Source organism: Dyella sp. 01N36, assembly GCF_056399745.1.
In genome coordinates this window covers 22091-46643 of sequence record NZ_JBFTRY010000019.1, presented here as the reverse complement: position 1 = coordinate 46643, position 24553 = coordinate 22091, and the positions used below count along the sequence as shown (strand labels likewise).

The following is a 24553-nucleotide window of genomic DNA, read 5'->3' as shown; positions in this document are numbered from 1 at the left end:
GGCAATCGTGCCAACGGTGTTGGCAGTGGCGCCGAGGTCGGCGCCAAGATGCGTGCACCACTGGTTGATCTGCACACTGGAGAGGCTCGAGCCGGCCGCAGGACAAGCATTGCCCTTCCAGGTGCCGTTGTAGCCGTTGGCCACCGCGGTATTGATGTCGGCACGCATCGAGTCGAGGATCGTATAGCTCTCGATGGTGGCCATGCTGCGCGCCATCGCGCTGTTGTTGGTGGACAGCGACTTGGCCTGCAGGGCCGCAATGCCGAGAAAACCGATGGAAAGGATCAGCACCGCCACCAGCACTTCGATCAGGCCGGYGCCCGACTGCGCCCTTGMGCGCGAGGGCATGCGCACCCGCTCAGATCGACTTGATGCAGCCGGCCGGCCGCACATACTCAGAATGAGATTGCTCATCACGGACATGTCCCCGTGTAAGACGTCACCGCCATGATCGAACCGGTCGACATCGTGATCTTCTGATGATTGTCGGCGCTGGTCGCCGTGGTGCAGATATCGGCTACCGTGCCGCCGTAGGGAGCGGTGGCACCTACTGCCTTGGCGAAGCCCGTACCGGAGAAGCGCAGGGCCGTCACGCTGCCGCTCAGCTGGATTGGCCACACGATGCCGGGCAGGCTGGCACGCACTTGCGTGGTGTTGGTCCCGCTGGTCAGCAGATAGATCGCGCCCACCTGCGTACCGCAGGCCGATCCCAAGGTGTCGGTGGTGTTGTTGGCGGCAGAATCGCTGCAGAACGCAATACTGCTGTTGCGCTTGACCGCCTCCATGCGCGCGACATTGACCGCCGCGATGATTTCATTGGTGGTGGTGGTGAGCCGGTTGGTCGCGATGATCCGGGTGAAGCTGGGCACGGCGATCGAGATCAAGATGACGGCCACGACCATGGTGATCACCAGCTCCACCAGGGTGAAGCCCTGCTCGCTGCGCACGGGCGCCCGCCTGCACGGCACAGGCCGTGGCTTGGCAAGCTTGCCAAATTCCAATCGATTCACGTTGCCCCCTACCCCTGGAACCATCAACGGTGCACTCCGTTGACGAATGGCCGGCACGAGAACACCCGACCCGCATGGGCGAACTGTACTCACGAGTTTTGAGGTAACCAGCCAGCAGCCGACGATTGGGGGCATCTTTCCGATAAACGGTCGGCAGCCGCCGCGCATTGGTGACGGCCGTCACTGCGCCATCGAGCAGCAGCCGACGGTTTCGCTAGGCATCGACAACCACTGAGCGGATAATTGGCGGTCCTTGCAACTGGCAGGCCCCTCTCCCTGATGTTTGTTCCCGGTCAACGTTGGATCTCCACCGCCGAGCCCGAGCTTGGCCTCGGCACTGTGCTGCGCGTCGAAGGGCGTGGTGTGCAGGTATTGTTCGCCAAGGCGGGGGTGCTGCGGCCTTACGCGGTCGACTCGGCGCCACTGGTGCGCGCGGAATTCCGCCCTGGCCAGCGCGTGGCCGGCAAGGGCCTGGCCTTTCTGGTTGAACGGGTGGAGATACGTGAAGACCTGCTGGTCTATCGCGGCGAAGGCCGTGAGCTGGAGGAAGGCCAGCTCGACGACGAACAAAGCGTCAGCCAGGCCGATGATCGCCTGATCGGTGGCCGTACCGACCCCGTAGCCCATTTTGAGCTGCGCCTGGAAGGCCTCAAGCGCCGTGCCGAGGCGCGCCGCTCGCCGGCATGGGGCCTGGCCGCCTCGCGCATCGGGCTGGTGCCACATCAGTTGCGTGTGGCGGGCATTGCCTCCTCGCGCCGCCCTCCCCGCGTCTTGCTCGCCGATGAGGTCGGCCTGGGCAAGACGATCGAGGCGGGCATGATTATTGCCCGTCAGCTGGCCACGGGGCGCGCTGGCCGCGTGCTGATCCTGCTGCCCGACACGCTGGTCTACCAGTGGTTCGTGGAACTGCTGCGCCGCTTCAACCTCAGCTTCGCCATTTACGACGAAGAGCGTTGCGAGTCGCTGGAACAGGGCGGCGACACCGCCAATCCCTTCGAAGACGAGCAGCTCGTCATCGCCGACTTCAGTTTCCTGGAGCAATCGCCCAAGCGCGCCCAGCAGCTGCTGGAAGCCCGCTGGGACCTGCTGGTGGTGGACGAGGCCCATCACCTGGCCTGGTCGCCCGAAGCCGCCAGCCCGCGCTATACCTTGGTAGATCAGCTCGCCGCGGCCACGCCGGGCGTGATCCTGCTCACCGCGACGCCGGAACAACTGGGCCGCAGCGGCCATTTCGCCCGCTTGCGCCTGCTCGATCCGCAGCGCTATCACGATCTGGACGTCTATCTGTCCGAGTCGGACAAATTCCACAGCTTGTCGAAAGTGGCCGACCGCCTGCTCGACGGCAAGGCGCTCGACGAGCCGCAACTGGCCGCGCTGCGCGAGACCTTTGCGGGCGACGATGCCCTGCAGGCCCGCCTGGCCGATACGACCAAGCCGGAGCATGCACGCGAGATCCTCGCCGCGCTGATCGACCGCCACGGCACCGGCCGCGCCATGTTCCGCAATCGTCGCGCCAGCATCGGCGGTTTTCCCAAGCGCGCGCCGGTATGGCACCTGATCGACAAGGACACGCTGAGCGACGACGCGCGCCAGGCCTTGCTGGGCGAATTCCACGCCGACATCCAGCAACCCTCGCCAGTCATCGAGATCGACTACGGCAACGATCCGCGCATCGACGCGCTGGTCGCCCTGCTCGACGCGCATCCGCAGGACAAGTTCCTGCTGATCTGCCGCAGCCAGGCCAAGGTGCTCGCGCTGGAAGAAGCGCTGCGCACCAAGAGTGGCGTGGGCCTGGCCCGCTTCCATGAAGGCCTGGGCATCGTGCAGCGCGACCGCAATGCGGCGTACTTCGCACAACCCGACGGTGCGCGCCTGCTGCTGTGCTCGGAGATTGGTTCGGAGGGCCGCAACTTCCAGTTCGCCCATCGCCTGGTGCTGTGGGATCTGCCGCTGGATCCGGACCTGCTGGAACAGCGCATCGGCCGCCTCGATCGCATCGGACAGAAGCACGACATCAGCATCCATGTACTCGCTGTCGCCGACAGCGCGCAGCACGTGCTGGCCCGCTGGTACGACGAGGGCGTGGATGCGTTCCGTACCAGTCCCGCCGATGGCCGCGAGCTGCTGCGCCGTTTTGGCGACTCGCTCGCCCGTCTCGCCAGCGAGCACGCGCGCGGCGATGACAATCGCGACCAGGAACTCGAGGTGCTGCTGGCGGAAACACGCGGCGCACACGAGGAAATGGCGGAGCTGATCCGCGATGGCCGCGATCACCTGTTGGAACTCGCTGCCAGCCGCGACCTGCATGCCGATGAACTGGCGCAGGCATTTACCCGCGAAGACAACGACCCGAGCCGCGACGCCTTCATCCAGAGTCTGCTCGAGCGCTTCGGCATTCACGCCGAAGAGCTGGGCGGCAAGGTCATGCTGCTCGATCCGCAATACCTCTCCACCGACGCCCTGCCCGGCTTCGCCGAAGGCCCGCAGGCGGTGACGTTCGCCCGTGAGGTGGCGCTCGCGCGCGAAGAACTGCCGCTGCTGCGGCTGGATCATCCGATGGTGTTGGGCGCACTCGACCTGACGCTATCCAACGAGCAAGGCAATGCGGCCTTCCTGGTGGACGATGCATTGCCGGTACGCAGCGCGTTGTTGCAGGCGGTATTTCTTATCGAATGCGTCGCCGACCGCAAGCTGGACGCCGAACGCTTCCTGCCGCCGCAGCCGATCGTGGTGACCATCGATACGCGCCTCATCGAGCGAGCGGATTTCCGCCCGAGCGACATCGGCCTGCGCAAGGCGGCGGACCGCAGCATCGAAGTGGCTCGCTACCGCAAGTTCCTCGCCAAACTGGTGCCGCCGATGCTGGAGAAGGCGGACGCCATCGCGGCCGAGCGTGCCAAGGCGAATGTGGATGAAGCCGTGGCCTTGGCCACCGACACGCTGGATGCCGAACTCTCGCGCCTGCTCGCGTTGCGTGCCGTGAATCCCGCCATCAGCGAGGCTGAAATCGCCGCCGTTGCGGATGAGCGCACAGCCTTGCTGCAGGCGCTGCCGGGGGCGCGTCTTCGACTCGACGCGGTGCGCTTTGTGGTGAGTCCGGACTTCCTCGCCCTGCGCTAACGCGAGGCGAGGAACATCGCATCGCGGCATTTCTGCCGCCCTGCAGCGCCTGCTGCAGGCGGCATCACCTACGCACGCTTCTAACCCAACGCAAAAGCCACGGCCGCTGCGGCGTGCAGCTCAGCCGTATTGAACAACGGCAGCAGGATATCGTCCTGCCGCAGCAGCAAGCCAATCTCGGTGCATCCAAGAATGACGCCTTTCGCACCGTTGATGGCCGCCTCCTCGATGATGGATCGATAGATCTCCCGCGACGCCTCGTTGATCACGCCGGCGCATAGCTCGTCGTAGATGATGCGATGGACGTCCGCACGCTGCGACTTGGACGGCACCACGCAATGCAGATTGAATCGCTCCTGCAGGCGGGCGCGGTAGAAGCTCTCCGACATGGTGAACTCGGTGCCCAGCAGCAGAACCGAATGCAGACCCTGGGCGGTGATCGCCGCGCCGGTGGGATCGGCGATATGGATGAATGGCAGGCGGGTCGCACTAGTGATGGCATCCGCCATCTTGTGCATGGTGTTGGTCGCCAGCACGATGCATTCGGCGCCGCCCGCTTCGAGCCGACGCGCTGATGCGGCCAGCGCTGCGCCGGCGGCATCCCAGTCGCCTTCGCGTTGCCAGGTGGCAATCTCCTGGAAATTCAGGCTGTCGAGCAGCAGCCTGGCGGAATACAGCGGCCCGCATCGATCGCGGATGCCGCGATTGATCCACTGGTAGTAAAGCAGGCTGGATTCCCAGCTCATGCCGCCAATCAGTCCGATGGTGCGCACGTGAAGACTCCTGCTGCGCGGGCCCTCGCCCGCCGAGCACGAGTCTAGCTTTGCGCCACCAGCTGCATGCGTCCTTGCACCTGGAACAACCGGTAAGCGATTGCCAGCAGCGCGACCCAGGCCGCTCCGATATAGAGCGCGATGCGCGTATCCGGGCTGACGCCCAGCATCACCACCACAAAACCCAGGAACGCCACGCAGACGATGCCGCTCAGCGGCCACCAGCGCAGCCGGAACGCTGCCGGCGCCTCACCCCGCGCGCGCAGCTGACGACGGAAGCTGTAGTGCGCCAGCAGCACCATCGTCCACGTCCACACGGTGTTGAACGAGAGGATCGACATCATCATGCCGAACACTTTGGCCGGCAGCAGATAGTTCAGCAGCACGGCAAGCAGCAGCACCGCGAGCGTCACCAGGATCGCGCGCACCGGCACGCCCTGCTCGTTCACTTCGCTCAGCGCCGTCGGCGCCTGCCCCTTGCAGGCCAGGCTGTACAGCATGCGGCTGCCACTGAAGGTGGTGCAATTGAAGCCGGACAGCGCCGCGGTGATCACCACGAAATTGATCAGACCGGCCGCCTGCGGAATGCCGAGCTTGGCAAAGGTGGTGACAAACGGACTGCCGTGTTCGCCAAGACCCGTCCACGGATAGATGGCCATGATCACGAACAGCGCACCCACGTAGAAAATCAGGATGCGCCACAGCACCGAATTCACCGCGCGTGGAATCGTGCGCTCGGGCTGTGCCGCTTCGCCAGCGGCGATACCTACGGTTTCCACACCGCCAAACGAGAACACCACCACCGGCAGCGCCAGCACCATGCCAAGCAAGCCGTGCGGAAACCAGCCGCCGTTCGACCACAGGTTCGACAAGCCGGTGGGCCGTCCGCCATTGCCCCAGCCAACAAAGATGATGCTCAGCCCGCCCACGATCATCGCCAGCACCGTGATCACCTTCACCAGGGTGAACCAGAACTCCATCTCGCCGTAAATCTTCACGGTGAGCAGGTTCAGTCCGCCGATCATCACCACGCTGCCCAGCACCCAGATCCAGCGTGGCCAATCGGGAAACCACTCGTGCATGTACGCGCCCACGGCAGTGGCTTCGGCCATGCCGACGCCGACCATCAGCAGCCAGTAATTCCAGCCGGTGACGAAACCGGCGAAGGGGCCGAGATAACGCTGCGCATACACGCTGAAGGAACCGGCGACCGGATCGCGCACGGTCATCTCGCCCAGCGCGCGCATGATGATGTAGATCATCACGCCGCCGAACAGGTAGGCAAACAACACCGAAGGGCCGGCCAGTTTGATCGCATCGGCGGAGCCGAGGAACAGGCCTGCGCCAATGGCCATGCCGAGCGCCATGAAGGTGATGTGGCGCGGCGTCAGTCGACGCTGGAGATGCTGTGTCATGGAAACTGCCGGAAGACTGCGAGTGCTGCGATCAGCGCCAGAGTTTGCGCTGCGGCTTGATGGGGAGCTTGCCCCGCCAGTACTGGATCAATACAAAACCACCGAGCATGCCGCCCAGGTGCGCAAAATGCGCGATGCCTGCCTGCGTGCCGGTCACGCCCATGTAGAGCTCGGCCAGTCCGTAAAGTGTCACGAACAGCCAGGCGGAAATCGGGATCGGCAGGAAGATCAGGATCATCTTCTCGTGCGGGAACAACATGCCGAACGCCAGCAGGATGCCGAAGATCGCACCCGACGCGCCCAGGGTCGGATAGAAGCCGCCGGTAAACCAGTTCACCACCACCAGCTGCGCCAGCGCGGCGACCAGCAGGCAGACGAAGTAATAGACGACGAAGTTGCGCGCACCAAACACGCGCTCGATCTGCCCGCCAAACATGAAGAGCGCCAGCATGTTCGAGAACAGGTGCGTCAGGCTGCCATGCATGAAGGCATAAGTGATCAGCTGCCACGGACGGAAACCTACCGAGACCAGGCCCTGCGCCCCCTGGGCGACCTGGTCCGGGCCCCACGGCCACAGCGCGAAGTAGGTCAGCAGCGTTTCGCCCATGATCTGCTGCAGGAGATACACCGCCACATTGGCGATCAGCAGGTTGCGAGTGACGGGAGGAAGGTCAAACGGCATATCGGGGCGAATCCGCGGGGCAATATTCCCAAGCGTACTGGTAGAGGCCGTGCATCGCCACGGCCAATGGCCATAAAGGGAGCCTCGGAAAACCGCGTACTTGCTCGCCATCCCTGCCAACGCAGGGATCCAGCGCCTTCGCTTCAGGGCCTGAGAGTCACCGGACTCCCGCTTTTGCGGGAATGACGGGGCATTGGAGGTGCCATCAAGGAAGGGAGCACGACGTGATCAAGAACTTCTCCCGACAACAGCAGGACGGCCCAGCTCAGCCGATGAACGCGGCCGGCTGCAGGATCTCGATCCAGTAGTCGTCGGGATCGCGAATAAATGCGATGTGCTTCATGCGTCCATCGCTCAGGCGCTTCTGGAACGTCACGCCCAAGGCCTCGAAGCGGGCGCAGGCTTCTTGCACGTTCGGCACGGAGACGCACAGGTGGCCAAAACCGCGCGGCTCGGCGTTGCCGTGGTGGTAGTGAAACGCCTCGTCGTGCTCGGTGCCGTGGTTGTGGGTCAGCTCCAGCACACCCGGCTGGCCGAGCACCCAGCGCAGGCGGGCGGCATCGTCCTCGGGGATGACCGAGCGATCCGGCGCCAGCACCAGGTACACGATGGTGAAGGCCGCCTCGGCAAAGTCCTGGCGGTGCACCGGCGTGAAGCCCAGTACGCGCGTGTAGAAGTCCAGCGAACGACTCAGATCCTTCACGCGGATCATGGTGTGGTTGAACACGTAGCCGTGGGTGGCGGCCTCGGGCGCATGGACGCCCGGCATGGCAAGCAAGGGGGAAAGCGACATCGGGGTTCTTCCGGGGGAAAGCGAATGTCCAACATGGGGTTCAAGCGCAGCCAGGCAAGACTTCGGTCGCCATAACAATCCTCGCCATACAATGTCGCCATGAGCACGCCGCCGCGCCATGTACTGCTTGCCGGTGCCACCGGACTGACCGGGCATAAGCTGCTCGAGCTGTTGCTCGCGGATGACTCGGTGGAGCACGTCTACGCCCCCACTCGTCGGCCATTGGCGCCTCATCCGAAACTCGAGAACCCGGTGGGCATGGTCAGCCACCTGATCGCGCAGCTGCACGGACGGGCTGACACGGTGTTCTGTTGCCTGGGCACCACCATCGGCCAGGCCGGATCCCGCGAGGCGTTCCGCATGGTCGATTACGACCTCCCGCTATCGCTCGCCAAGCATGCGCATGCGCTTGGCGCCAGCCACTATCTGGTGATCAGCGCGCTGGGCGCGGATCCGACCTCGCGTTTGTTCTACAACCGCACCAAGGGCGAGTTGGAAGTAGCCTTGCAGAAACAGGAATGGCCGCGACTCACCATCGTGCGTCCATCGCTGCTGCTGGGTTCGCGCCATAAGCCACGCATGGGCGAAGTATTCGCCGCGCCCTTCTCGCGCGTACTGCCAGGACGCTGGCGCGGCATCTCGGCCGGCACGGTGGCCACCGCCATGTGGCGGCTGGCCAAGGCACCGGGTAGCGGCCTGCGCATCGTGGCGTCCGACGAACTGCAGCAACTAGGCGGCTGAAACTTGTATCGCCCGCAGCGGGCAACGCCGCATAAAAAAAGGCCGCCCATGAGGCGGCCTTTGACTGACGGTGACGTCCAAATTAGCTGCGAGCCAGCGCACCCGGGCGCTTGGCGCCAGCGAAACGCTGCGCCCAGTAAGACTGGTCCAGGCTGTCCACGCGCACGGTCTTGCCGCGCGAGGGCGAATGGATGAACTGGCCATTGGCGATATAGATGCCCACATGCGACACGCGGCCCTGGCCACGCTTGCCGGCGGTGCGGAAGAACACCAGGTCGCCCGGCTTCATGTCGCCGCGGTTGACGTTGAGGCCAGCCACGAACTGCGAAGCAGAGTTGGTCGGCAGCTCGAGGCCGACGGCATGGGCGAACACGTAGCGGACGAAGCCGCTGCAATCAAAGCCGGTGGACGGATCATGACCGCCGCGCACGTAACGGATGTCACGCAGCTGCATGGCCATGCCGATCAGGGTCTTGCGCAGGTCGGAGGTGTCGTTGGCGAGCGCCGCGACGGCGCTGACGCCGCTGTCCGGCATGCCGTCGCCATCGGCGTCTTCGTCATCGCCCAGGGCACCGGTGGTGCCGGCCGAGGCCTTGGCAGCGACCTGGGCGGGAGCGGCGGACTGGGCAAGCATGGCTGCCGGCGAGAACAACGACAGCTGGCCCATCAGATTCGGTGTCACGGTTGCCGACGTCGGCGTGGAAGCCGGAGTGGCGGTCAGCGGTTCAGCAAAAAGCGGAAGGGAAGTAAGCAGTGCACCAGCAAGCGCAGCAGCGGCGAAAATTCGCTTTGTTCGCATGTGGGACACATCCCTTTGCAGTTCGTGGAAATCGCCGTCGTCAGGTCAACGGGCCGTGATCGAGGCGTGAACTTAGCAAAGGGATCTAGATCGTTTGTTCGGATGGGGTTAACTGTACCCTGTCGTTTCGAAACCTGGCACGGCCTATGCTTGGGGTGTGCCGCGTGATAAGTGACTGATTTATCGGTGAAAGCTGTGTCAAATTGGTTACATATTGACCAATTAGTGAACCAAATGTTCAGTTCGGTACCGTATGTTTTGTGAGCTGTCTCACACCGAAAATCGCCGTACCGAGCCGGATTTCGGTCGCGCCCTCGGCAATGGCGAGCGCGAAGTCGCCGCTCATCCCCATGGAAAGTCGAGCCAAATCATGGCCCTGGTCCAATCCGGCCGCACGCAGCTGGCGTAACTGGCGGAAGCATGCGCGAACGGCCGCGGCATCGTCCGACTGGACGGCCAACGTCATAAGACCTCGCACCTTCAGACGGTCATAGGCGCGCAGGGCGTCCAGCAAGCCGGGCAGCTGATCGGGCGGCAGGCCGTGCTTGCTGTCTTCCGGTGAGGTCTTCACCTCGATCAACACATCGATGACGCGGTCCTCGATCTCCAGGCGCCGTTGCAGCGCGTCGGCCAACTCCAGCCGATCCAGCGACTGCACTTCGCTGGCCAGTCGGGCTACATCCTTAGCTTTATTGGTCTGCAGATGGCCGATCACCACCCACTCGATGCGCTCGCCAGCCAGCGCTTCGGCCTTGCTGCGAATCTCCTGCACCTTGTTCTCGCCGAAGCGGTGCAGGCCCAGCGCCAGGGCGGCACGCACCACCTCCGGGCCGAACGTCTTGCTCACCGGCAGGATCGACACTTCGCCGGGATCACGCCCCGCCGCACGGCACGCCGCGTCGACGCGCTCGCGCACGGACGCCCAGTTCTCGGCGAGATAGGAAAGCTCGTTGCTGGAATCAGACATCGCTGAAAACCCTGCCAGAGACCGCACGGGTTTGCGTCCGGCTGCTGCCGACGTCCTGCGCAGTCGGTTGCGTCGCCCCGGCATCGCGCCGGGGCGACGATCACGTTCAGGCCTTGGCGCCCTGCGCGTAGTGATGAGCCACCACGTCGGCCACCACCATCGACACCTTCTTGCCGGTGGGGATGTGCAGGAATTCGTTCGGGCCGTGCGCATTGGAGTGCGGGCCAAGCACGCCGGTGATCAGGAATTGCGCCTTGGGGAATTTCTCGCCCAACATGCCCATGAAGGGAATGCTGCCGCCCTCGCCCATATAGGCCGCCGGTGCGCCGAAATACGTTTCCGAGGCCTTGGCCACCGCTTCTTCCAGCCACGCCGACAGCTGCGGCGCATTCCAGCCGCTGCCGTCTTTCTCGAGCTTGAAGCTGACCTTGGCGCCGTACGGCGGATCCTTTTCCAGCAGCTGCTTCACCAGCTGACCCGCTTTCGCACCGGACAATGTCGGCGGCACACGCAGGCTGAGCTTCACCGAGGTCTTGGGACGTAGCACGTTGCCTGCGCTTTCCAGCGGCGGCATGCCATCCACGCCGGTGACCGCCAGCTGCGGACGCCAGGTGCGGTTGAGCACCAGCTCGGTGAGGTCTTCGGTGACCGGGTGCATGCCGKCCACAAAGGGGAACTTGTCGTAGATTGCCGTGCCCAGCACTTCGGCCGATTTCTTGGCCTGGTCGATGCGCTGCTGCGGGATGTCGACGTACAGCTCCTTGGGCTTGATCGCGCCGGTTTGCGGATCTTCCAGTCGGCTCAGCAGCTCGCGCAGGATGCGGAAGCTGGAGGGCACCACGCCGGACGCATCGCCCGAATGCACGCCCTCTTCCAGCACCTGCACGGTCAGCTCGCCGCCGGTCATGCCGCGCAGCGAGGTGGTCAGCCACAACTGGTCGTAGTTGCCGCAGCCCGAATCCAGGCACACCACCAGCGACGGGTTGCCGATGCGGTCGGCGAGGTGATCGACGTAGTACGGCAGGTCGTAGCTGCCCGACTCTTCGCAGGCTTCGATCAGCACCACGCAGCGCGCATGGGGCACGCCCTGCTCTTGCAGCGCCAGCAAGGCGGCGAGCGAGCCGAAGATGGCGTAGCCGTCGTCGGCGCCGCCACGGCCGTAGAGCTTGTCGCCTTTCAACACGGGCGTCCACGGACCCAGGCCTTCGGCCCAGCCGGTCATTTCCGGCTGCTTGTCCAGATGGCCGTACAGCACGACAGTGTCATCGCCCGTGCCCGGCACTTCGATGTAGATGAGCGGCGTACGGCCTTCCAGGCGCACCACTTCGAGCGTGGCGCCCGGCAGCGCGGAGAGCTTGCTGCGCGCCCACGTCTCCATCAGCTTCACGGCCGCATCCATGTAGCCGTGCTCCACCCACTTGGGATCGAACATGGGCGACTTGTTCGGAATGCGGATGTACTCGACCAGCTGCGGCACGATCTCGTCATCCCACAGTCCGCTGATGTATCGGTTGAGGCGAGCGGTATCCATGGACGACTCCTACAGCGTGGGAAAAGGCCGTCATTGTATCAGCACGTGCGAGAGGGGCCTGGCGTATCGACAAGCGCCCACGCGTCGTGACGGGCGATACCAGGTCACCCATTCCGCCGCTGCCGACAGCCACCAGCGCGGCGGCTGGGCACAGTCCTCGGGCGGCCACGAGAGGGCCGCATCCACCAAGGGAGGAGTGACCATGATCAAGCAGATCGCAGCAGCACTGTTGGTTCTTGCGCTGGCATGGCCGGCATTCGCCGCCACGCCCGTCAATGTCAATACGGCCGATGCCGCCACGCTGTCCAACTCGCTGGACGGGATCGGCCCGTCGAAGGCCAAGGCCATCGTGGCCTACCGCGAAGAACACGGCCCCTTCAAGACAGTCGCCGACCTGTCCCATGTCAAAGGGGTGGGACCCGCCACGCTGGAGCGCAACCGCAGCGCCATCCTGTTGACCGGCTCCGGTTCCTCGCCGGCACCCGCCGCGAAACTCGCTGCAAAGCCCGCCGCAGCAGCCGTCCCAGCCAAGGCAGCGCCCAAGGCGGCCAAGGGCGGCGGGCAATAACCAAACTGTGTCAACCACTTAAGTACACCAATCGCATTCGGCCGGTATGGAAACCCCGGCCGGATGCGCCTACACTCGCCCGCCTTGCCATCGGCATTGGGCTGTCATGATTGTTCCGCGTTATCGCATCGCCGCGTCGAACATCGCCGGCGCGGGCCAGGGGTTGTTCCTATTAGAGGACGTGTCGGCCGGGCAGATCGTCACGGCCCCGGACGCGATCGACCGCACGTATCGCTACGACGAACTGACTGGCTCGCCCGAGCTTTCGGCCCAGCTGTACGCGAGTGCGCGCTGGTTCGAGGACCGCTATACGGTCTCTCCGGACTGGCCGGACGAGTGCTATCTCAATCACAGCTTCGAGCCCACCGGGCTGTGGCATCTGGGCTTCGTGTTCGCGGCGGGCGATTTGCCTGCCGGCACGGAGATCACCGTGGACTACCGGCACCTGTTGCCGCCGGGTGAGGAAGAGGCTTTCACGGACGCGGCCACCGGACAGCCTATTGTTGGCCTGTCATGGACCGAAAGCCTACGGATGAGCACTCACGCATTGGCGGCCCTGCTCGATGGCACCCGACTTGCTTGCTGAAGATCATGATCGACATACCTGTTATTGAAACGGCGCGACTGCGCCTTACCGCCCTCGCCGAACGGCATTTCGACGACTACGCCGCGATGCTCGCCGACCCCGCCAGCACCCGCTGGATCGGCGACGGCCAGCCGCTGGACCGCACCAACGCCTGGCGTTCGCTCGCCATGCTGATCGGCCACTGGCATCTGCGCGGCTACGGCATGTGGGCGCTGGAGCTGAAGGACACCGGCGAATTCATCGGTCGTGCCGGCCTGATGCGCCCTGAAGGTTGGCCGGACCTGGAACTGGGCTGGATGCTCAAGCCGGACTTCCGCCACCATGGCTACGCCACCGAAGCAGGTAGCGCCATTCTCGATTTCGCCTGGCACGCCCTGGGCTCGCCGCGCGTCATCAGCCTGGTGAAGATCGGCAACGAAGCGTCCGACCGCGTGGCCGAACGGCTGGGCGGCGAGCACATCGACGATATGGATTTCTTTGGCGCCCACAACCACGTGTTCGCCTATTACCCGCCCTGCACCGAAAAGCGTCGCGCCTGGGCATGAGCCAGCTGCAGCGGCTGTCCATGGAAGGTCTCCATGGCGCGCCCTGCGCCAAGGGCACGGCAGTCATCACCCCGATTGCCTGCGGACCGGACGACGAGGCCTGGCAGTGGCAAATGACCCTGATCGGGATGGAGCAGGAGGTCGATTTTCCAGCACATGCTGACCTGCGCCGGCACTTCGTGCCGCTGGACGCCCCGGTGGACATCGCCTTCCCCGATGGCCGCACCCAGCACGTCACCCGCTTTCAGATCGCCCAGTTCGACCACAGCAACGATCCGCAGGCCTGCCTGCCGACCGCGCCGACCCGCACGTTCAACCTCAAGCTGCGAGGCGAGGCCCAGGGCGAGCTGATGGCCCGGCCCTTGAATGGCGCCATGGTGCTGCTGGCGCCCAACGGCTGGCGCTGGTTTCTGCTGTTGCTGTCCGGCCGCGCCAAGGTGATCGCCGATCACCGCTCGCAGTCGCTGGAAGCCAACGACATGATGTGGATCGACCCGATCCCCGGTCACCCGGTACGCATCGAAGGTGGCGGCGAAATCGTATTGGCGCGATTGCCTGCCGCCTGATTCATTCCTGGGTACTAGAGGCCCGACCGCCGACCCAGGCCCAGCGAGCGTCCCACATCGGCCAGCGCGAACAGGCGCGCGATGCGCATCCAGCCCAGGGCCACCACGATGAACTGGCTGAGCAGGAAGCCCCACAGCAAGCCCGACGCACCGACCGACACGGTGTGTATGCGGGCCAGGCCCAAGGCAAGCGCCATGGCGAAACCGATGGCGGTCAGCAGCAGGTAGACCAATAGCGTCGACACCGGTCGACGCAGCAGCTGCAGGAGGCCGCGCAGCATGGCGATCGACGCCGAACGCAATCCGACGTCGGCGATGAACGAGGCGCGCGCGGATTCCACCCAGGCCTGCGCCAGCACAACCACGACACCTGCTGCCCACCAGGCCACGTGTTGCGCGGTATCGGCCTGCGATTGCAGCGTGGCGAGATCGCCGCGATCGTCGGCGCGGTCCAGGCCCATCTGCACGAGCAGGCCAGCGAGCGCATAGGGCAGCACCGACCAGAGCATCAGCCGGAGCATGCGGCCGTACTCGACCAATCCACCCTGCAAAAGCTGGGCAAATCCCAGCGTGCGCCCCGCCCGGCCGCTGGCCACCACCATGCCATTGAGCCACGGCAGCCACAGCAACATGAGCAAGCCGCTGGCCAGCCCCGCGCCATGCAACGTGGCGTGCTCGCGCGACAAGGCCACGGCCACATCGCTGAACATCAGGCCGTCGAACTGGCGCGCCCACTCATGCGTATGCGTGGAGCGGTCGAGCAAGCTACCGAGTGCCTGCAGCAAAGGGAGCGCCGCCACCAAAGTGGCGATCAACGTCGCCAGCAGCCACAGCAGCAACAAGCGCCACTGCAATGCGGCAAGCGGCGCCAGCGCCACGGCGCCCATATCGACACGACGAGCACTCTTGTAGGCCATCACRGCGTCACCAGGCATGCGTACAGCGACTGCAACAGTGCCGCGAGATCAGCCGTCCAGCGGCGCGAGGCCGAGGCGTCGGCCTTCACTGTGCGACTGTCATTGAGCTTGTTCTCGTCGAGCAGGATCTTATGCTCGGGATCGAGCTCGGCGGAGATCACCGCTGCCTCGCCGGTGAACACAAAGCGCTTCCAGCGGCGATCGTCGTCCCATGGAACGTCGACATGCGAACCGCCCGCAAACGTCACGCGCAGCAACTGCGGTACGGCGGCACCTTCACGCACTACCGTCACCGTACTGCGCACTTGATACGGACCATCCTCGTGCTTGCCGGCGTTGGGGTGCGACTTCTTCCAGGCATCGCGCTTCTTCTCGACCTCGTCGTCGCGATCATCGGCGGTGAGCTCGGTACGCTGGCCATCCTTCGTCCAGCTGCCCGCCTCGGGCAGTACTTTCGTGGTGTCGATCGATGTCACGCGATCGTCGATACGCGCCGTGCCGTAGACGTACTGATCGAAGATCTCGTTGACCGCACGCGCGTTGCCTGAGACATCGATCAAGGTGGCGCGCAAGTCTGCCGCGGAGGGATGACGGAAGTGCCAGCGCCGATAGTATTCGCGCATGGCGCGTGCCATCACGTCCTTGCCCAGGCGCTCTTCCAGATCGTGCATGGCGGTGGCGGTGCGCGAATAGACCGTGCCGTAGCTCGAGCTGGAGTAACGATCCCAACTGTTCTGTCCCAGCGGATCGAAGGGATGCTGCAGCCCCGCGTCGAGTCGCTCAAACGTGAAGACGTCCATCGATGGCGTGATGCCGGCGCGCCGCAACCACGAGCTCGGCGTCAGCACGCGCTGGTTGCGTTCGCGCAGCATGCGTTCGTCCCAGTACTCGTTGATGCCTTCGTCCAGCATCGGCTCTTCGAATTCATTGGAGGCGAGCAGGCCGTAGAAGTAACCGTGGCCGAATTCGTGGATGGTCACGAAGTCGATATTCCACTGGTCCATGGTGTCTTTGTCGATCGTCTTGTCGCCTTCGGCGGTGAAGAAGGTCGGGTACTCCATGCCACCGGCTTCTTCCGCATTGAATGGCGGCACGACCGCGGTGACGGTGCGATACGGGTACGGCCCCAACGTCTCGGAAAAATAACTCAACGAATCCAGCGTGGCCTTGAGCACGGGTTGCGCGCTGGCCACGTACTCGGGCGGATAAATCACGCGCACCGCCACGTTCGGGCTGCCCGGGCCCTGCCAGCTGCCATCGAGCGTGCGGAAGCCCTTGGCGGCCACCCAGGCAAAATCGTGCACGTCGCCCTGCACAAAGTGATAGGTCGTCTTGCCGTTTTGTTCGAAAGGTTCGTCCTTTTGCGCGCCCACCGCCCCCACGGTGTAATCGGAGGGCACAGTGAGGCGCACGTCGTAGCTGCCGAAGTCGGCGTAGAACTCGCTGTTGAAGTGGAACTCGTGCACGTTCCATTGCACTTGCGTCGCGCCACGCTCGCCTGGCAGTTCGAGCACCCCGATCTTGGGAAACCACTGCGCCACCAGGTTGAAGTTGCCCCACCAGCCGGTACGTTCGATCACGCGCGGCAATTGGCTGACGAAATCGATATCCAGCGTGAGCGTGCCGCCGGCCGGCACGGGCTCGGCAAGATCGATCGCGGCCACGGTCTGGTCCGTGGCGGGGCCATCATCGGGATGCACGAAACGCCACTTCAGCGCAGCATTGCCCTGCTGCACGGTCTTGAGGTCCATCCAGCCCCATTCGCCTTTCTTCGGCGCTGCCTCGCCGCGCGAATGGCCATGCGCGGTAAGCACGCTGCGCTCGGTGAAGAAGGTACTGCCCTCGTTCTGGAAGGCATTGAGATAGAGATGCAGGTAGATGCGATTGACCGGCTGGCTGCTGCGGTTGCGCCAGGTCAGTTGCTCGCTGCCGGTGATGCTGTGCCTGGCTGCATCCAGTTCGGCATCGATGCGATAAGCGACCACGCGATCGGACAAGGTCGCCTCTTTGCCTGTGCGCACACCACCCCACGCATCGGGCGCGCTAGCCTCACGCGGCGCATCAGCTTGAGGCTTGGCGAGCGGGATCACCGCTGGCGCAATCGGCGTACCGGGCGCCGGAACCGGCGCGTCCTGTGCACAGGCCAGCGACGACAACGCCAGGCAGACCAGCGCCAAACCATGGCGCAGCGCGTGTTCCATCCGTGTTCCCATGTAACCCTCCCCCGAAGGAACGCCCAGCCTGCGGCATTCGCGCATGGCGCTCCTATAGGCCAAAGGTCACGGCAACTCAATAGACGTCGCGTCGGTAACGCCCGGCCTCGCGCAGTTGTTCGACCATGGCCTCGCCCAAGGCTTCGCGCAACACCGTGTCTACGCCGGGCGCCATGCCGGCGAGGCTGCCACACACATAAATCGCGGCGCCCTGCTCCACCCACTGACGCAACAGATCGCTCGATTCACGCAGGCGGTCTTGCACGTACACGCGCGAGATGCCTTCGCGAGACCATGCAAGATCGAGCCGTTCAATTGAGCCTTGCTGCTGCCATCGCAAGATCTCGTCGCGATGGTAGAAGTCGCGGGCATACTCGCGCTCGCCGAACAGCAACCAGTTGCGGTGCCGTCCTGCCTCGACGCGCGTCTTCAGCAACGCCCGCAGACCTGCCAGCCCCGTGCCATTGCCGATAAGCACGAGCGGGCGGTCGTCGACAGGCGCGTGGAACCCCGGGTTGGCGCGAATGCGCAGTCCGATATCACCGCCCAGCTGCGCGTGTTGGGTGAGCCAGCCCGAACCGATGCCGGGCGAGCCATCCTTGCGCTGCATGCGCCGAACGAGCAGGTGCACCGTGCCGTCCGACGGCACCGACGCAATGGAATATTCGCGATGCGGCAGCGGCTGCAGCGCCGCCACCAGCTCAGCTGGGGTGGTAAGCGATGCTTCGCTGCGTTCGGGCCAGTGACTGGCTGCCAGCCATTCGCGCAACGATGCGTGGCGTCCTTCGTGTTCGACCGATGCGTCGCCGTCGAGTCCGTGCGTTGCCAACCACTKCTCCACCTCGGCCGCCGCGTGTCGCGGACCGATCTCCACCAGATCGCCGGCCTGCCATGTCGCCTGCCCTGTGTGCGGACGCAGCGCCAGATGGAAACACGGGTCACCCTGGCTCGCTGGATTGAGCAGCACGCGCTCGACCAGTTGCCAGCGTTGATAGTCCGGCTGCTGCCAGTCCGGCAGTTCGGCGGCGCCGGAGAGCAGCGCGAGATGGTGCTGCCAATGACGCAACGCCGATGGGTCGCCATTGTCTACTTCCACCGGATCGAACAGCGGCCTGGCACGGCTCTGCTGCAGCCAGTGCTGCAGCGCGCGGCCAAACCCGCAGAAATCGTCGTAGTCGCTGTCACCGAGCGCGAGCAGGCCGTATTGCAGAGCTGGCAATGCTTGCGCGCTACGCATGCACTGAGTGACAAAGCGGGCCGCGCTATCGGGTGCATCCCCTTCGCCCGTCGTGCTCACCACGAACAACACGCGTTCTTCCTGCGATAGCGCAGCCACATCCAGTTGCCCGAGCTCGGTCAGTCGCACGGATGCGCCAGCCTGCTGGAGACTTTGCGCCGTCTGCAGCGCCCACTGCTCCGCCGTGCCGGTCTGGCTGGCAAAGGCGATGAGGATGGAATCACTCTGCGATGCGTTGACGGACGACACGCGTTCCGTCTGCCGTTGCGCGGCGCGTCGCCTATAAACCGTCAGCCAGGCGGTGAATCCTGCCCATGCCAGCAGTACGGCGAACGCACTGAGCCAACGCGTTGCACCTGGGTCGTGCCATTCCCATTCGCGCCGATGCAAGCCCATGAGCCCGACGACCAGGAGCGCCAGCAACGTGCAAAGGAGCACATTGCCCCAGGCGGGACGAGTCGACATGGCGGAAGGCGTGTTCATGAGGCCAGCGCAGCCTCGAACGCGGGCGACAGGTGTTCTTCCATGCCATGTGCGCCATGCACGATGAACATCACGGCGAGACCGCGCTCGGTGGCATACATCAGCCCTTGTTCCGGCCCCAGTACCGTCATCAGCGTCCCGAGGGGATCCGCTTGCATCGCATCGTTGGCTAGCACGCTGACCGAGGCGACGGCGTGCGGCACGGGCCAACCGGTGCGCGGATCCACGTGATGCGAATAAGTCACGCCATCGGCCGTGAATTGGCGGCGATAGTCGCCCGACGTGGCGATGGCCCTGCCCGTGAGGCAGACCACCTGGCTGAGCTGGTCGGCATGCTGCACGGCGCCGGCGGCAGCGCCGGGACGTTCGATGCCGATGCGCCACGGCGATCCATCCGGTTTCCTGCCCTTGCCTTTCAATTCGCCGCCGACTTCGACCAGCCACGCGTCGATGCCGGCAGCGTCGAGACTGCGGCCGACCAGGTCGACGCTGTAGCCCTTGGCCACCGACGAGAGATCGAGATAGACGCCGCCGGGTTGATAGAGGCTATGGGTAGCGGCGTCCAGCTTGATCCGCCACCAGCCGATGCGTTCGCGCGCCGCGTCGATCGCCTCGCGCGACGGCGGTGCTTGCCGTCCGGCGTCGGGGCCGAAGCCCCAAAGATTCACCAGCGGTCCGACCGTGGGGTCGTACGCACCATCGCTAATGCGTGCGAGCTCGAGCGCATGCTGCACTACTTCGTAGCACTCAGCCGGCAACACATGCCAGGTGCCCGCCGGCGCCGCGTTGAAACGCGACAGCGGCGAGCTGGGCTTGTAGGTGCTCATCTGCCCATCGACCAGATCGAGCACGGCCTGGATGGTCTTGCTGCGCGATGCCAGCGACAACTCTTCTGGCATCACCGCGCGCACCGACCAGAACGTGCCCATGGTCTGGCCCTGCACGGATTGCACGACCAGTTCGCTCACCGATGCACCCATCGCTTCGATTCAGCACTCGCGCCTTGCATTACTGCGGCAGCACTTCCAGCGTGGCGGCATACGACAGGCGACGCAGCTTGGCCTGCTTGATGCTGGACTTGTTGTCCTGCGTGCTGGCGTTCACCCAATACATGCCGGCGTGCGGCCAGGTGACGCTGAACTTGCCATCCTTGTCGGTGGTGACATCGATCTCTTCCGGCGCATTGCGATAGCGCGTCTCACCGGCAATCGCCATCACCTTCAGGTTCGACGCGGGCTTGCCGTCCAGCAGCAGCTGGAAGGTGGCCGCCTCACCCGAGGCCAGATCGGTGACGCGCGTCACCGGCACCAGCTCGAGCCCCTTGCCGCTGGGCTTGAGCGCGCCATCGCTGGGCTTGCCGTTGGTGACGAAGGTTTCCACGCGGTTGATCGACTCGGACACCTCGACGTTCTTCGCGTTGGCAGGTATCGCCTTGGCCAGCTCCGTCGCGTCGCCGCGCCAGCGCTTCTTCTGGCCATCCAGTTCATAGTTGGCGAACAGACCGCCATTCACCGCGGCGATCTTGTAGGTGCCCGGCTGGGTCAGGTGCACGTCGAACACGCTGCGGTACTGGCCGGTGAGCGCGTTCTCCGGTTTGGCCGTCTGGCCGTCCGGCGTGGTGATGACCACGCGGTCCAGCTGCACCGCCATATGATCGGGATAGAACAAGTCGTTGGAAACGGCGGCATCCACCGTCACCCACGGATCGTTGCCGGATACATTGGTGGCCGACGGCACCAGCCACATCTTGTGCGCCTGCGCGGTAAACGGCAGCGCCAGAGCCATGGCCAGCGCGCCCCACTTCAACGAATGCTTGATCATGATGTTGTTCTCCTTCGATTAGGGGGCGAGATCGACTTTGACGGCACCCAGCTCGCTGCTGCCTTGCGCGGCGAGCTGCTGTGGCGCGGCGGCCGGCCAGGTGAACGGCACGCGCACCACTTCGCGGCCACCGGTTTCGCGGGCGGCCTCGACCACGAGTTCGTACTTGCCCGGGGCCAGCTCGGCCAGGGGTGCCTTGCCTTGATGGAAGCTCAGCTTCTGGTCGCCTGCCGGACRCGTCGCGCCGGACACGCCGTCCACCGGCATCTGCAGGTCGCGACCGCCGCGGCGCCACCACTGGCGCAACTCCGGCAGCCACTTGGTGCCCGCGCCTTCCTTCGATTCCTTCTGCGCATACCACACGGCCAGCTGGGCGGCGACGGAATGGTCTTCGCGCTCCACCCACACGGCGGTGTAGGGACGGTGGTATTCCGCCACATTGAGCTGCGGAATCTGCACGGTGACGTTGAGGTCGGCCGCAACGGCCGGGGCGGCCAGCAGGATCGCGGGGAGAGTCAGGGAGAGACGGCGCATGGTGTCCTCGGTTGGGCGCGAGCAGAAACGGGGGAAAAAGGGGAAACGCGTATGGGTGCGCGGCGGCCGACCATCATCGTGATGCGCGTGCGCACAGCTTTCATGTCAGTGGATGAAGATCAGCGCGAGCAACAACGGCAGTACCAGGCCGAAGATCACCAACGGCCACGTGGCGCCACGCTGCGCCGCATGCATCTTCAGCAGCAACAGCCCGGTGACCGCGAAGATCACGCAGGCCAGCGCAAACACGTCGATGAACCAGCCCCAGGCAGGTCCGGCATGACGGCCTTTGTGCAGATCGTTGAGATAGGCGATGACGCCGCGCGAACTGCGTTCGCTCTCCACCTTGCCGGTTTCGCGATCGATGCTGACCCACGCGTCGCCACCCGGGCGCGGCATGGAGAGATAGATTTCATCGGATGACCAGTCGCCGGTACGTCCGGTCACATCGACATCGAGTGTGGTCGACACCCAGTCCGCCACCGCGGCCGGCAAGGGCGCGCCCTTGCGTTCGTCATCGCCGCTCACGGCCTTGAGCAAGGCGGTAGGCAAGACGGCACTGTGATGCACGGTGTTGGCCTGCGCCTCGATCTGACCGGCGTGGTTGAGCGTGAAGCCGGTGATGGCAAACAGCAGCATGCCGACCAGACATAGCGCCGAGCTGATCCAGTGCCATTGATGGAGCTGCTTGAGCCAGAACGCGCGGCTCGATCCCATCCGGTTGTTGTGCGACCGCGCCGCTGATTCCATGCCTGCCTTTCAGAGCCTTTGGATCATCTCTCTTGGATCAGCGCCAAACCGCGTGAACGGGCCATGCAACCCAGTCGCATGCCCGCTGTCTCAACATCCACCAGGGCGCTAAGCTTCCCACCATTCGGGCCGCCCGCTCCTGACGTAGGGCTGGAATGTTGCCACAAATGAGAATCACTCGCAATTCAACGATGATGGGTCTCGCACTTCCCCACCCACCGACCCACCGCCCCTGCTGGATAGCCCCATGCGCATACTGATCGCCGAGGATGACCCCTCCATTGCCGCCGGTGTCAGCGCCGCGCTGCGCCAGGGCGGCCATGCGGTGGATAGCGTCACCGACGGCGCCAAGGCCGACGCAGCGCTGCGCGACACCCCGTACGACCTGCTTATCCTCGACCTGGGCCTGCCCCACCTGGACGGCGCCGACGTGCTCCAGCGCCTGCGCAAGCGCGGCACCGGCCTGCCTGTGCTGGTGATCACGGCCCGCGAAGGCCTGCGCGAGCGGGTACGCGTGCTCGACCTGGGCGCCGACGATTACCTGGTGAAGCCTTTTGCGCTGGCCGAGTTCGAGGCGCGCGTGCGCGCCCTGCTGCGCCGCTACACCTCGCAGGGCGCACCCGAACTCACCATCGGGCGGCTGCGGCTGGATCTTCCCGGTCATCGCGCCTGGATCGACGACAAGGCGTTGGAACTTACGGCGCGCGAATTCGGCCTGCTCGAAGCGCTCGCTGCGCGCCCCGATCGCGTGACCAGCCGCGCCCAGTTGGTGGAAGCCCTCTGCAGCTGGGACGAAGAACTCACCGACAACGGCCTGGACATCGCCATCTATCGCCTGCGCCGCAAGCTGGCCGACTCAGGCACGCAAGTGCGCACCATCCGCGGCCTGGGCTATCTGCTGGAAGAAGTGAAGGAAGGCAAGGACGCCAAGGCATGAACCGGCCGGCGGCCAAGCAGGACGACTCCTGGCTTTATCGGATCATCGAACCGGATGGCCGGCCCAGCCTGCGCCATCGCCTGCTGTCGTCGCTGCTGGTGCCGCTGATGATGTTGCTGGTGGTCGAGAGCCTGATCACCTACGGCGGTGCGCTGATCTACTCCAACCACGTGCACGACCGCGATCTGGGCGACGATGCGATGACGCTCGCGCAGATGCTCAGCCAGGAAGACCTGGGCGGACAGATCTCGCCGCAGGCGCGCTTTCTGCTGGAGTACGCGCCTGAAGGCCACAACTATTTCAACGTCAGCAGCCAGAAGCACGGCTTGCTGGCCGGTTCTGCGGAATTGCAGCCGGCGCCGTTGAGCGGCGCCAGCTCCGATGGCGAGCCAGCGCTTTACACCACCTCGCTGGTCACGACCACGCAGAAGTTTCGCGAGCTGCGTGCGGCGACGGTGCGCATACCCAATCTGCAGGATCCGACTGACCAGCTTACGGTCACCATGGCCGAGACCTTCCACGATCGTCACCAGCGCGCGCGAGAAATCCTGCTGCTGAGCATCCCGGCCCAGGCCCTGCTGATCGCCAGCGTGTTCTTCCTGGTGCTGTACGGCGTGCGCGTGGGCCTGCGCCTGCTTGATCCGCTCACGGCGCGGCTGGCCGCGCGCGAACACGACCTCGCGCCGATCGGCGATGCCGATGTGCCGGTGGAAATCCTTCCGCTCACGCGCACCATCGACGGCCTGTTCGCACGCCAGCGCGGCATGCTGGCCTTGCAGGAACGCTTCATCGCTGATGCCGCGCATCAGCTGAAGACGCCGCTTGCCGGCTTGCGCGTACACGTCGAACGCGCCCAGGTTGATCCGAGCAAGGAAACGGTCACCGATGCCTTGCAGCACATCCTGCGACTTACCCAGCGTGCCAGCCGCACATCCAGCCAGCTGCTCGCGCTGACGCGCGCACAATCGCCCGACCTCAACGAAACCGCGCCCTGTGTGCTGCTGGATCTCGCGCAGGTGATTCCCGAACTGCTGGGTGTGCGCGTGCACGATGCCATCGCCGCGGGCGTGGATCTTGGCTACGAGGGACCGGCCGGACCGGTGTGGATCGACGCCGATCGCCTTTCGCTGCAGGAGATGCTCGACAACCTGATCGACAACAGCCTGCGCTACGCGGGCCGTGGCAGCATTCTCACGATAGGCGTATCGGTGCTCAGCGAAGGCCCATGCGTGAGCGTGGAAGACAACGGGCCTGGCGTGCCGCCTGCCTTCCTTGAGCGCCTGGGCGAACGTTTCTTCCGCGTGCCGGGCATGACGGAAGAAGGCACGGGCCTGGGCTTGGCCATCGTGCAGCGTATTGCCGAGCGCCATCGCGCCACCGTGCGCTTTCTCAATGGCGCGACCGGTGGCCTGCGCGTGGAGATCCTGTTCTCGCCCGCACGCACCTCCCGCTCCGTCAGCTGAGCCTGCGCCGCGCGCAAGCGCAGCACCCGCGTTTGAATCGCCCTTTCAGAGCAGTCTGATGTATTTGTGCGGGCGAAGTCGTGGAACATGCATGGCCAGATG

General features: G+C 64.9%; 24 protein-coding genes. 8 read left to right on the top strand and 16 right to left on the bottom strand.

The features are described from left to right. Nucleotides 1–348, bottom strand: a 348-nt coding sequence (pilV, locus tag AC1DMG_RS06795) for a type IV pilus modification protein PilV (RefSeq protein WP_477180338.1), incomplete at its 3' end; no start/stop codon positions are given. A 65-nt stretch (nucleotides 349–413) separates the two neighbouring features. Continuing rightward, the gene (locus AC1DMG_RS06790) at nucleotides 414–947 is read right to left on the bottom strand and encodes a GspH/FimT family pseudopilin (protein WP_441602667.1); all 534 of its coding nucleotides are present in this window, start codon (nucleotides 945–947) and stop codon (nucleotides 414–416) included. A 342-nt stretch (nucleotides 948–1289) separates the two neighbouring features. Here AC1DMG_RS06790 and rapA point away from each other — a divergent pair, with 342 nt between their 5' ends. Further along, on the top strand, nucleotides 1290–4130 hold the full coding sequence (gene rapA / locus AC1DMG_RS06785) for an RNA polymerase-associated protein RapA (RefSeq protein ID WP_441602666.1): 2841 nt from the start codon (nucleotides 1290–1292) through the stop codon (nucleotides 4128–4130). Between the two features lie 80 nt (nucleotides 4131–4210). Here the strand turns inward: rapA and AC1DMG_RS06780 are convergent, their stop codons facing one another. The 4 genes from AC1DMG_RS06780 to gloA form a co-directional block, all read right to left on the bottom strand. After that, a complete protein-coding gene (locus tag AC1DMG_RS06780; protein WP_477178041.1) occupies nucleotides 4211–4903 on the bottom strand; it encodes an aspartate/glutamate racemase family protein in 693 nt (230 codons plus the stop codon). A gap of 44 nt (nucleotides 4904–4947) precedes the next feature. Then, nucleotides 4948–6318 (bottom strand): amino acid permease, encoded by a 1371-nt coding sequence (locus tag AC1DMG_RS06775; RefSeq protein WP_477178040.1) that lies wholly within the window; start codon nucleotides 6316–6318, stop codon nucleotides 4948–4950. Nucleotides 6319–6349: 31 nt separating this feature from the next. Continuing rightward, on the bottom strand, nucleotides 6350–7000 hold the full coding sequence (locus tag AC1DMG_RS06770; RefSeq protein WP_477178039.1) for a rhomboid family intramembrane serine protease: 651 nt from the start codon (nucleotides 6998–7000) through the stop codon (nucleotides 6350–6352). A 265-nt stretch (nucleotides 7001–7265) separates the two neighbouring features. Further along, nucleotides 7266–7793, bottom strand: a complete 528-nt coding sequence (gene gloA / locus AC1DMG_RS06765; protein ID WP_441602662.1) for a lactoylglutathione lyase — start codon at nucleotides 7791–7793, stop codon at nucleotides 7266–7268. 99 nt (nucleotides 7794–7892) lie between these two features. On the opposite strand from gloA, the gene AC1DMG_RS06760 reads away from it, so the two are divergent. After that, nucleotides 7893–8534 (top strand): NAD(P)H-binding protein, encoded by a 642-nt coding sequence (locus AC1DMG_RS06760; protein ID WP_477175452.1) that lies wholly within the window; start codon nucleotides 7893–7895, stop codon nucleotides 8532–8534. A gap of 82 nt (nucleotides 8535–8616) precedes the next feature. Here AC1DMG_RS06760 and AC1DMG_RS06755 read toward each other — a convergent pair whose 3' ends face one another. The 3 genes from AC1DMG_RS06755 to AC1DMG_RS06745 all read right to left on the bottom strand — a co-directional run bounded on the left by AC1DMG_RS06755 (nucleotide 8617) and on the right by AC1DMG_RS06745 (nucleotide 11831). Continuing rightward, nucleotides 8617–9333, bottom strand: a complete 717-nt coding sequence (locus AC1DMG_RS06755) for a C40 family peptidase (protein ID WP_477178038.1) — start codon at nucleotides 9331–9333, stop codon at nucleotides 8617–8619. Between the two features lie 238 nt (nucleotides 9334–9571). Next, the gene (locus AC1DMG_RS06750) at nucleotides 9572–10300 is read right to left on the bottom strand and encodes a YggS family pyridoxal phosphate-dependent enzyme (protein ID WP_477178037.1); all 729 of its coding nucleotides are present in this window, start codon (nucleotides 10298–10300) and stop codon (nucleotides 9572–9574) included. 106 nt (nucleotides 10301–10406) lie between these two features. Further along, nucleotides 10407–11831: a M20 family metallopeptidase gene (locus AC1DMG_RS06745; protein ID WP_477180337.1), complete on the bottom strand. Its 1425-nt coding sequence runs from the start codon at nucleotides 11829–11831 to the stop codon at nucleotides 10407–10409. Between the two features lie 202 nt (nucleotides 11832–12033). Here AC1DMG_RS06745 and AC1DMG_RS06740 point away from each other — a divergent pair, with 202 nt between their 5' ends. From AC1DMG_RS06740 to AC1DMG_RS06725, 4 genes are all read left to right on the top strand, one after another. Next, a complete protein-coding gene (locus tag AC1DMG_RS06740; RefSeq protein ID WP_441602657.1) occupies nucleotides 12034–12399 on the top strand; it encodes a ComEA family DNA-binding protein in 366 nt (121 codons plus the stop codon). 106 nt (nucleotides 12400–12505) lie between these two features. Then, the gene (locus AC1DMG_RS06735; protein WP_441602656.1) at nucleotides 12506–12985 is read left to right on the top strand and encodes an SET domain-containing protein; all 480 of its coding nucleotides are present in this window, start codon (nucleotides 12506–12508) and stop codon (nucleotides 12983–12985) included. Nucleotides 12986–12990: 5 nt separating this feature from the next. Then, nucleotides 12991–13530: a GNAT family N-acetyltransferase gene (locus tag AC1DMG_RS06730; protein WP_441602655.1), complete on the top strand. Its 540-nt coding sequence runs from the start codon at nucleotides 12991–12993 to the stop codon at nucleotides 13528–13530. Then, nucleotides 13527–14096 (top strand): HutD family protein, encoded by a 570-nt coding sequence (locus AC1DMG_RS06725; protein WP_477178035.1) that lies wholly within the window; start codon nucleotides 13527–13529, stop codon nucleotides 14094–14096. Before AC1DMG_RS06730 ends, AC1DMG_RS06725 begins: the two co-directional genes overlap by 4 nt. 14 nt (nucleotides 14097–14110) lie before the next feature. Here the strand turns inward: AC1DMG_RS06725 and AC1DMG_RS06720 are convergent, their stop codons facing one another. From AC1DMG_RS06720 to AC1DMG_RS06690, 7 genes are all read right to left on the bottom strand, one after another. Beyond that, a complete protein-coding gene (locus tag AC1DMG_RS06720; RefSeq protein WP_477180336.1) occupies nucleotides 14111–15013 on the bottom strand; it encodes a hypothetical protein in 903 nt (300 codons plus the stop codon). Beyond that, a complete protein-coding gene (locus AC1DMG_RS06715; protein WP_477180335.1) occupies nucleotides 15013–17226 on the bottom strand; it encodes a M1 family metallopeptidase in 2214 nt (737 codons plus the stop codon). The genes AC1DMG_RS06720 and AC1DMG_RS06715 overlap by 1 nt, the downstream gene beginning before the upstream one ends. 76 nt (nucleotides 17227–17302) lie before the next feature. Further along, nucleotides 17303–18928 (bottom strand): sulfite reductase subunit alpha, encoded by a 1626-nt coding sequence (locus tag AC1DMG_RS06710; RefSeq protein ID WP_477180334.1) that lies wholly within the window; start codon nucleotides 18926–18928, stop codon nucleotides 17303–17305. Between the two features lie 14 nt (nucleotides 18929–18942). After that, complete coding sequence (locus tag AC1DMG_RS06705) at nucleotides 18943–19926, bottom strand: FAD:protein FMN transferase (RefSeq protein WP_477178031.1); 984 nt, start codon at nucleotides 19924–19926, stop codon at nucleotides 18943–18945. A gap of 28 nt (nucleotides 19927–19954) precedes the next feature. After that, entirely contained in the window at nucleotides 19955–20767 is an 813-nt protein-coding gene (locus AC1DMG_RS06700) for a DUF4198 domain-containing protein (RefSeq protein WP_477178030.1), read from the bottom strand. An 18-nt stretch (nucleotides 20768–20785) separates the two neighbouring features. Then, nucleotides 20786–21301, bottom strand: a complete 516-nt coding sequence (locus AC1DMG_RS06695) for a DUF2271 domain-containing protein (protein ID WP_477180333.1) — start codon at nucleotides 21299–21301, stop codon at nucleotides 20786–20788. Nucleotides 21302–21406: 105 nt separating this feature from the next. Further along, nucleotides 21407–22051, bottom strand: coding sequence for a PepSY-associated TM helix domain-containing protein (locus AC1DMG_RS06690; protein WP_477175442.1), 645 nt, complete (start codon nucleotides 22049–22051; stop codon nucleotides 21407–21409). A gap of 247 nt (nucleotides 22052–22298) precedes the next feature. Between AC1DMG_RS06690 and AC1DMG_RS06685 the strand changes: the two genes are divergently transcribed. Continuing rightward, a complete protein-coding gene (locus AC1DMG_RS06685; RefSeq protein ID WP_046969994.1) occupies nucleotides 22299–22988 on the top strand; it encodes a response regulator in 690 nt (229 codons plus the stop codon). Continuing rightward, complete coding sequence (locus tag AC1DMG_RS06680; RefSeq protein ID WP_441602646.1) at nucleotides 22985–24451, top strand: sensor histidine kinase; 1467 nt, start codon at nucleotides 22985–22987, stop codon at nucleotides 24449–24451. Before AC1DMG_RS06685 ends, AC1DMG_RS06680 begins: the two co-directional genes overlap by 4 nt. The last annotated feature ends 102 nt before the right edge of the window (nucleotides 24452–24553 follow it).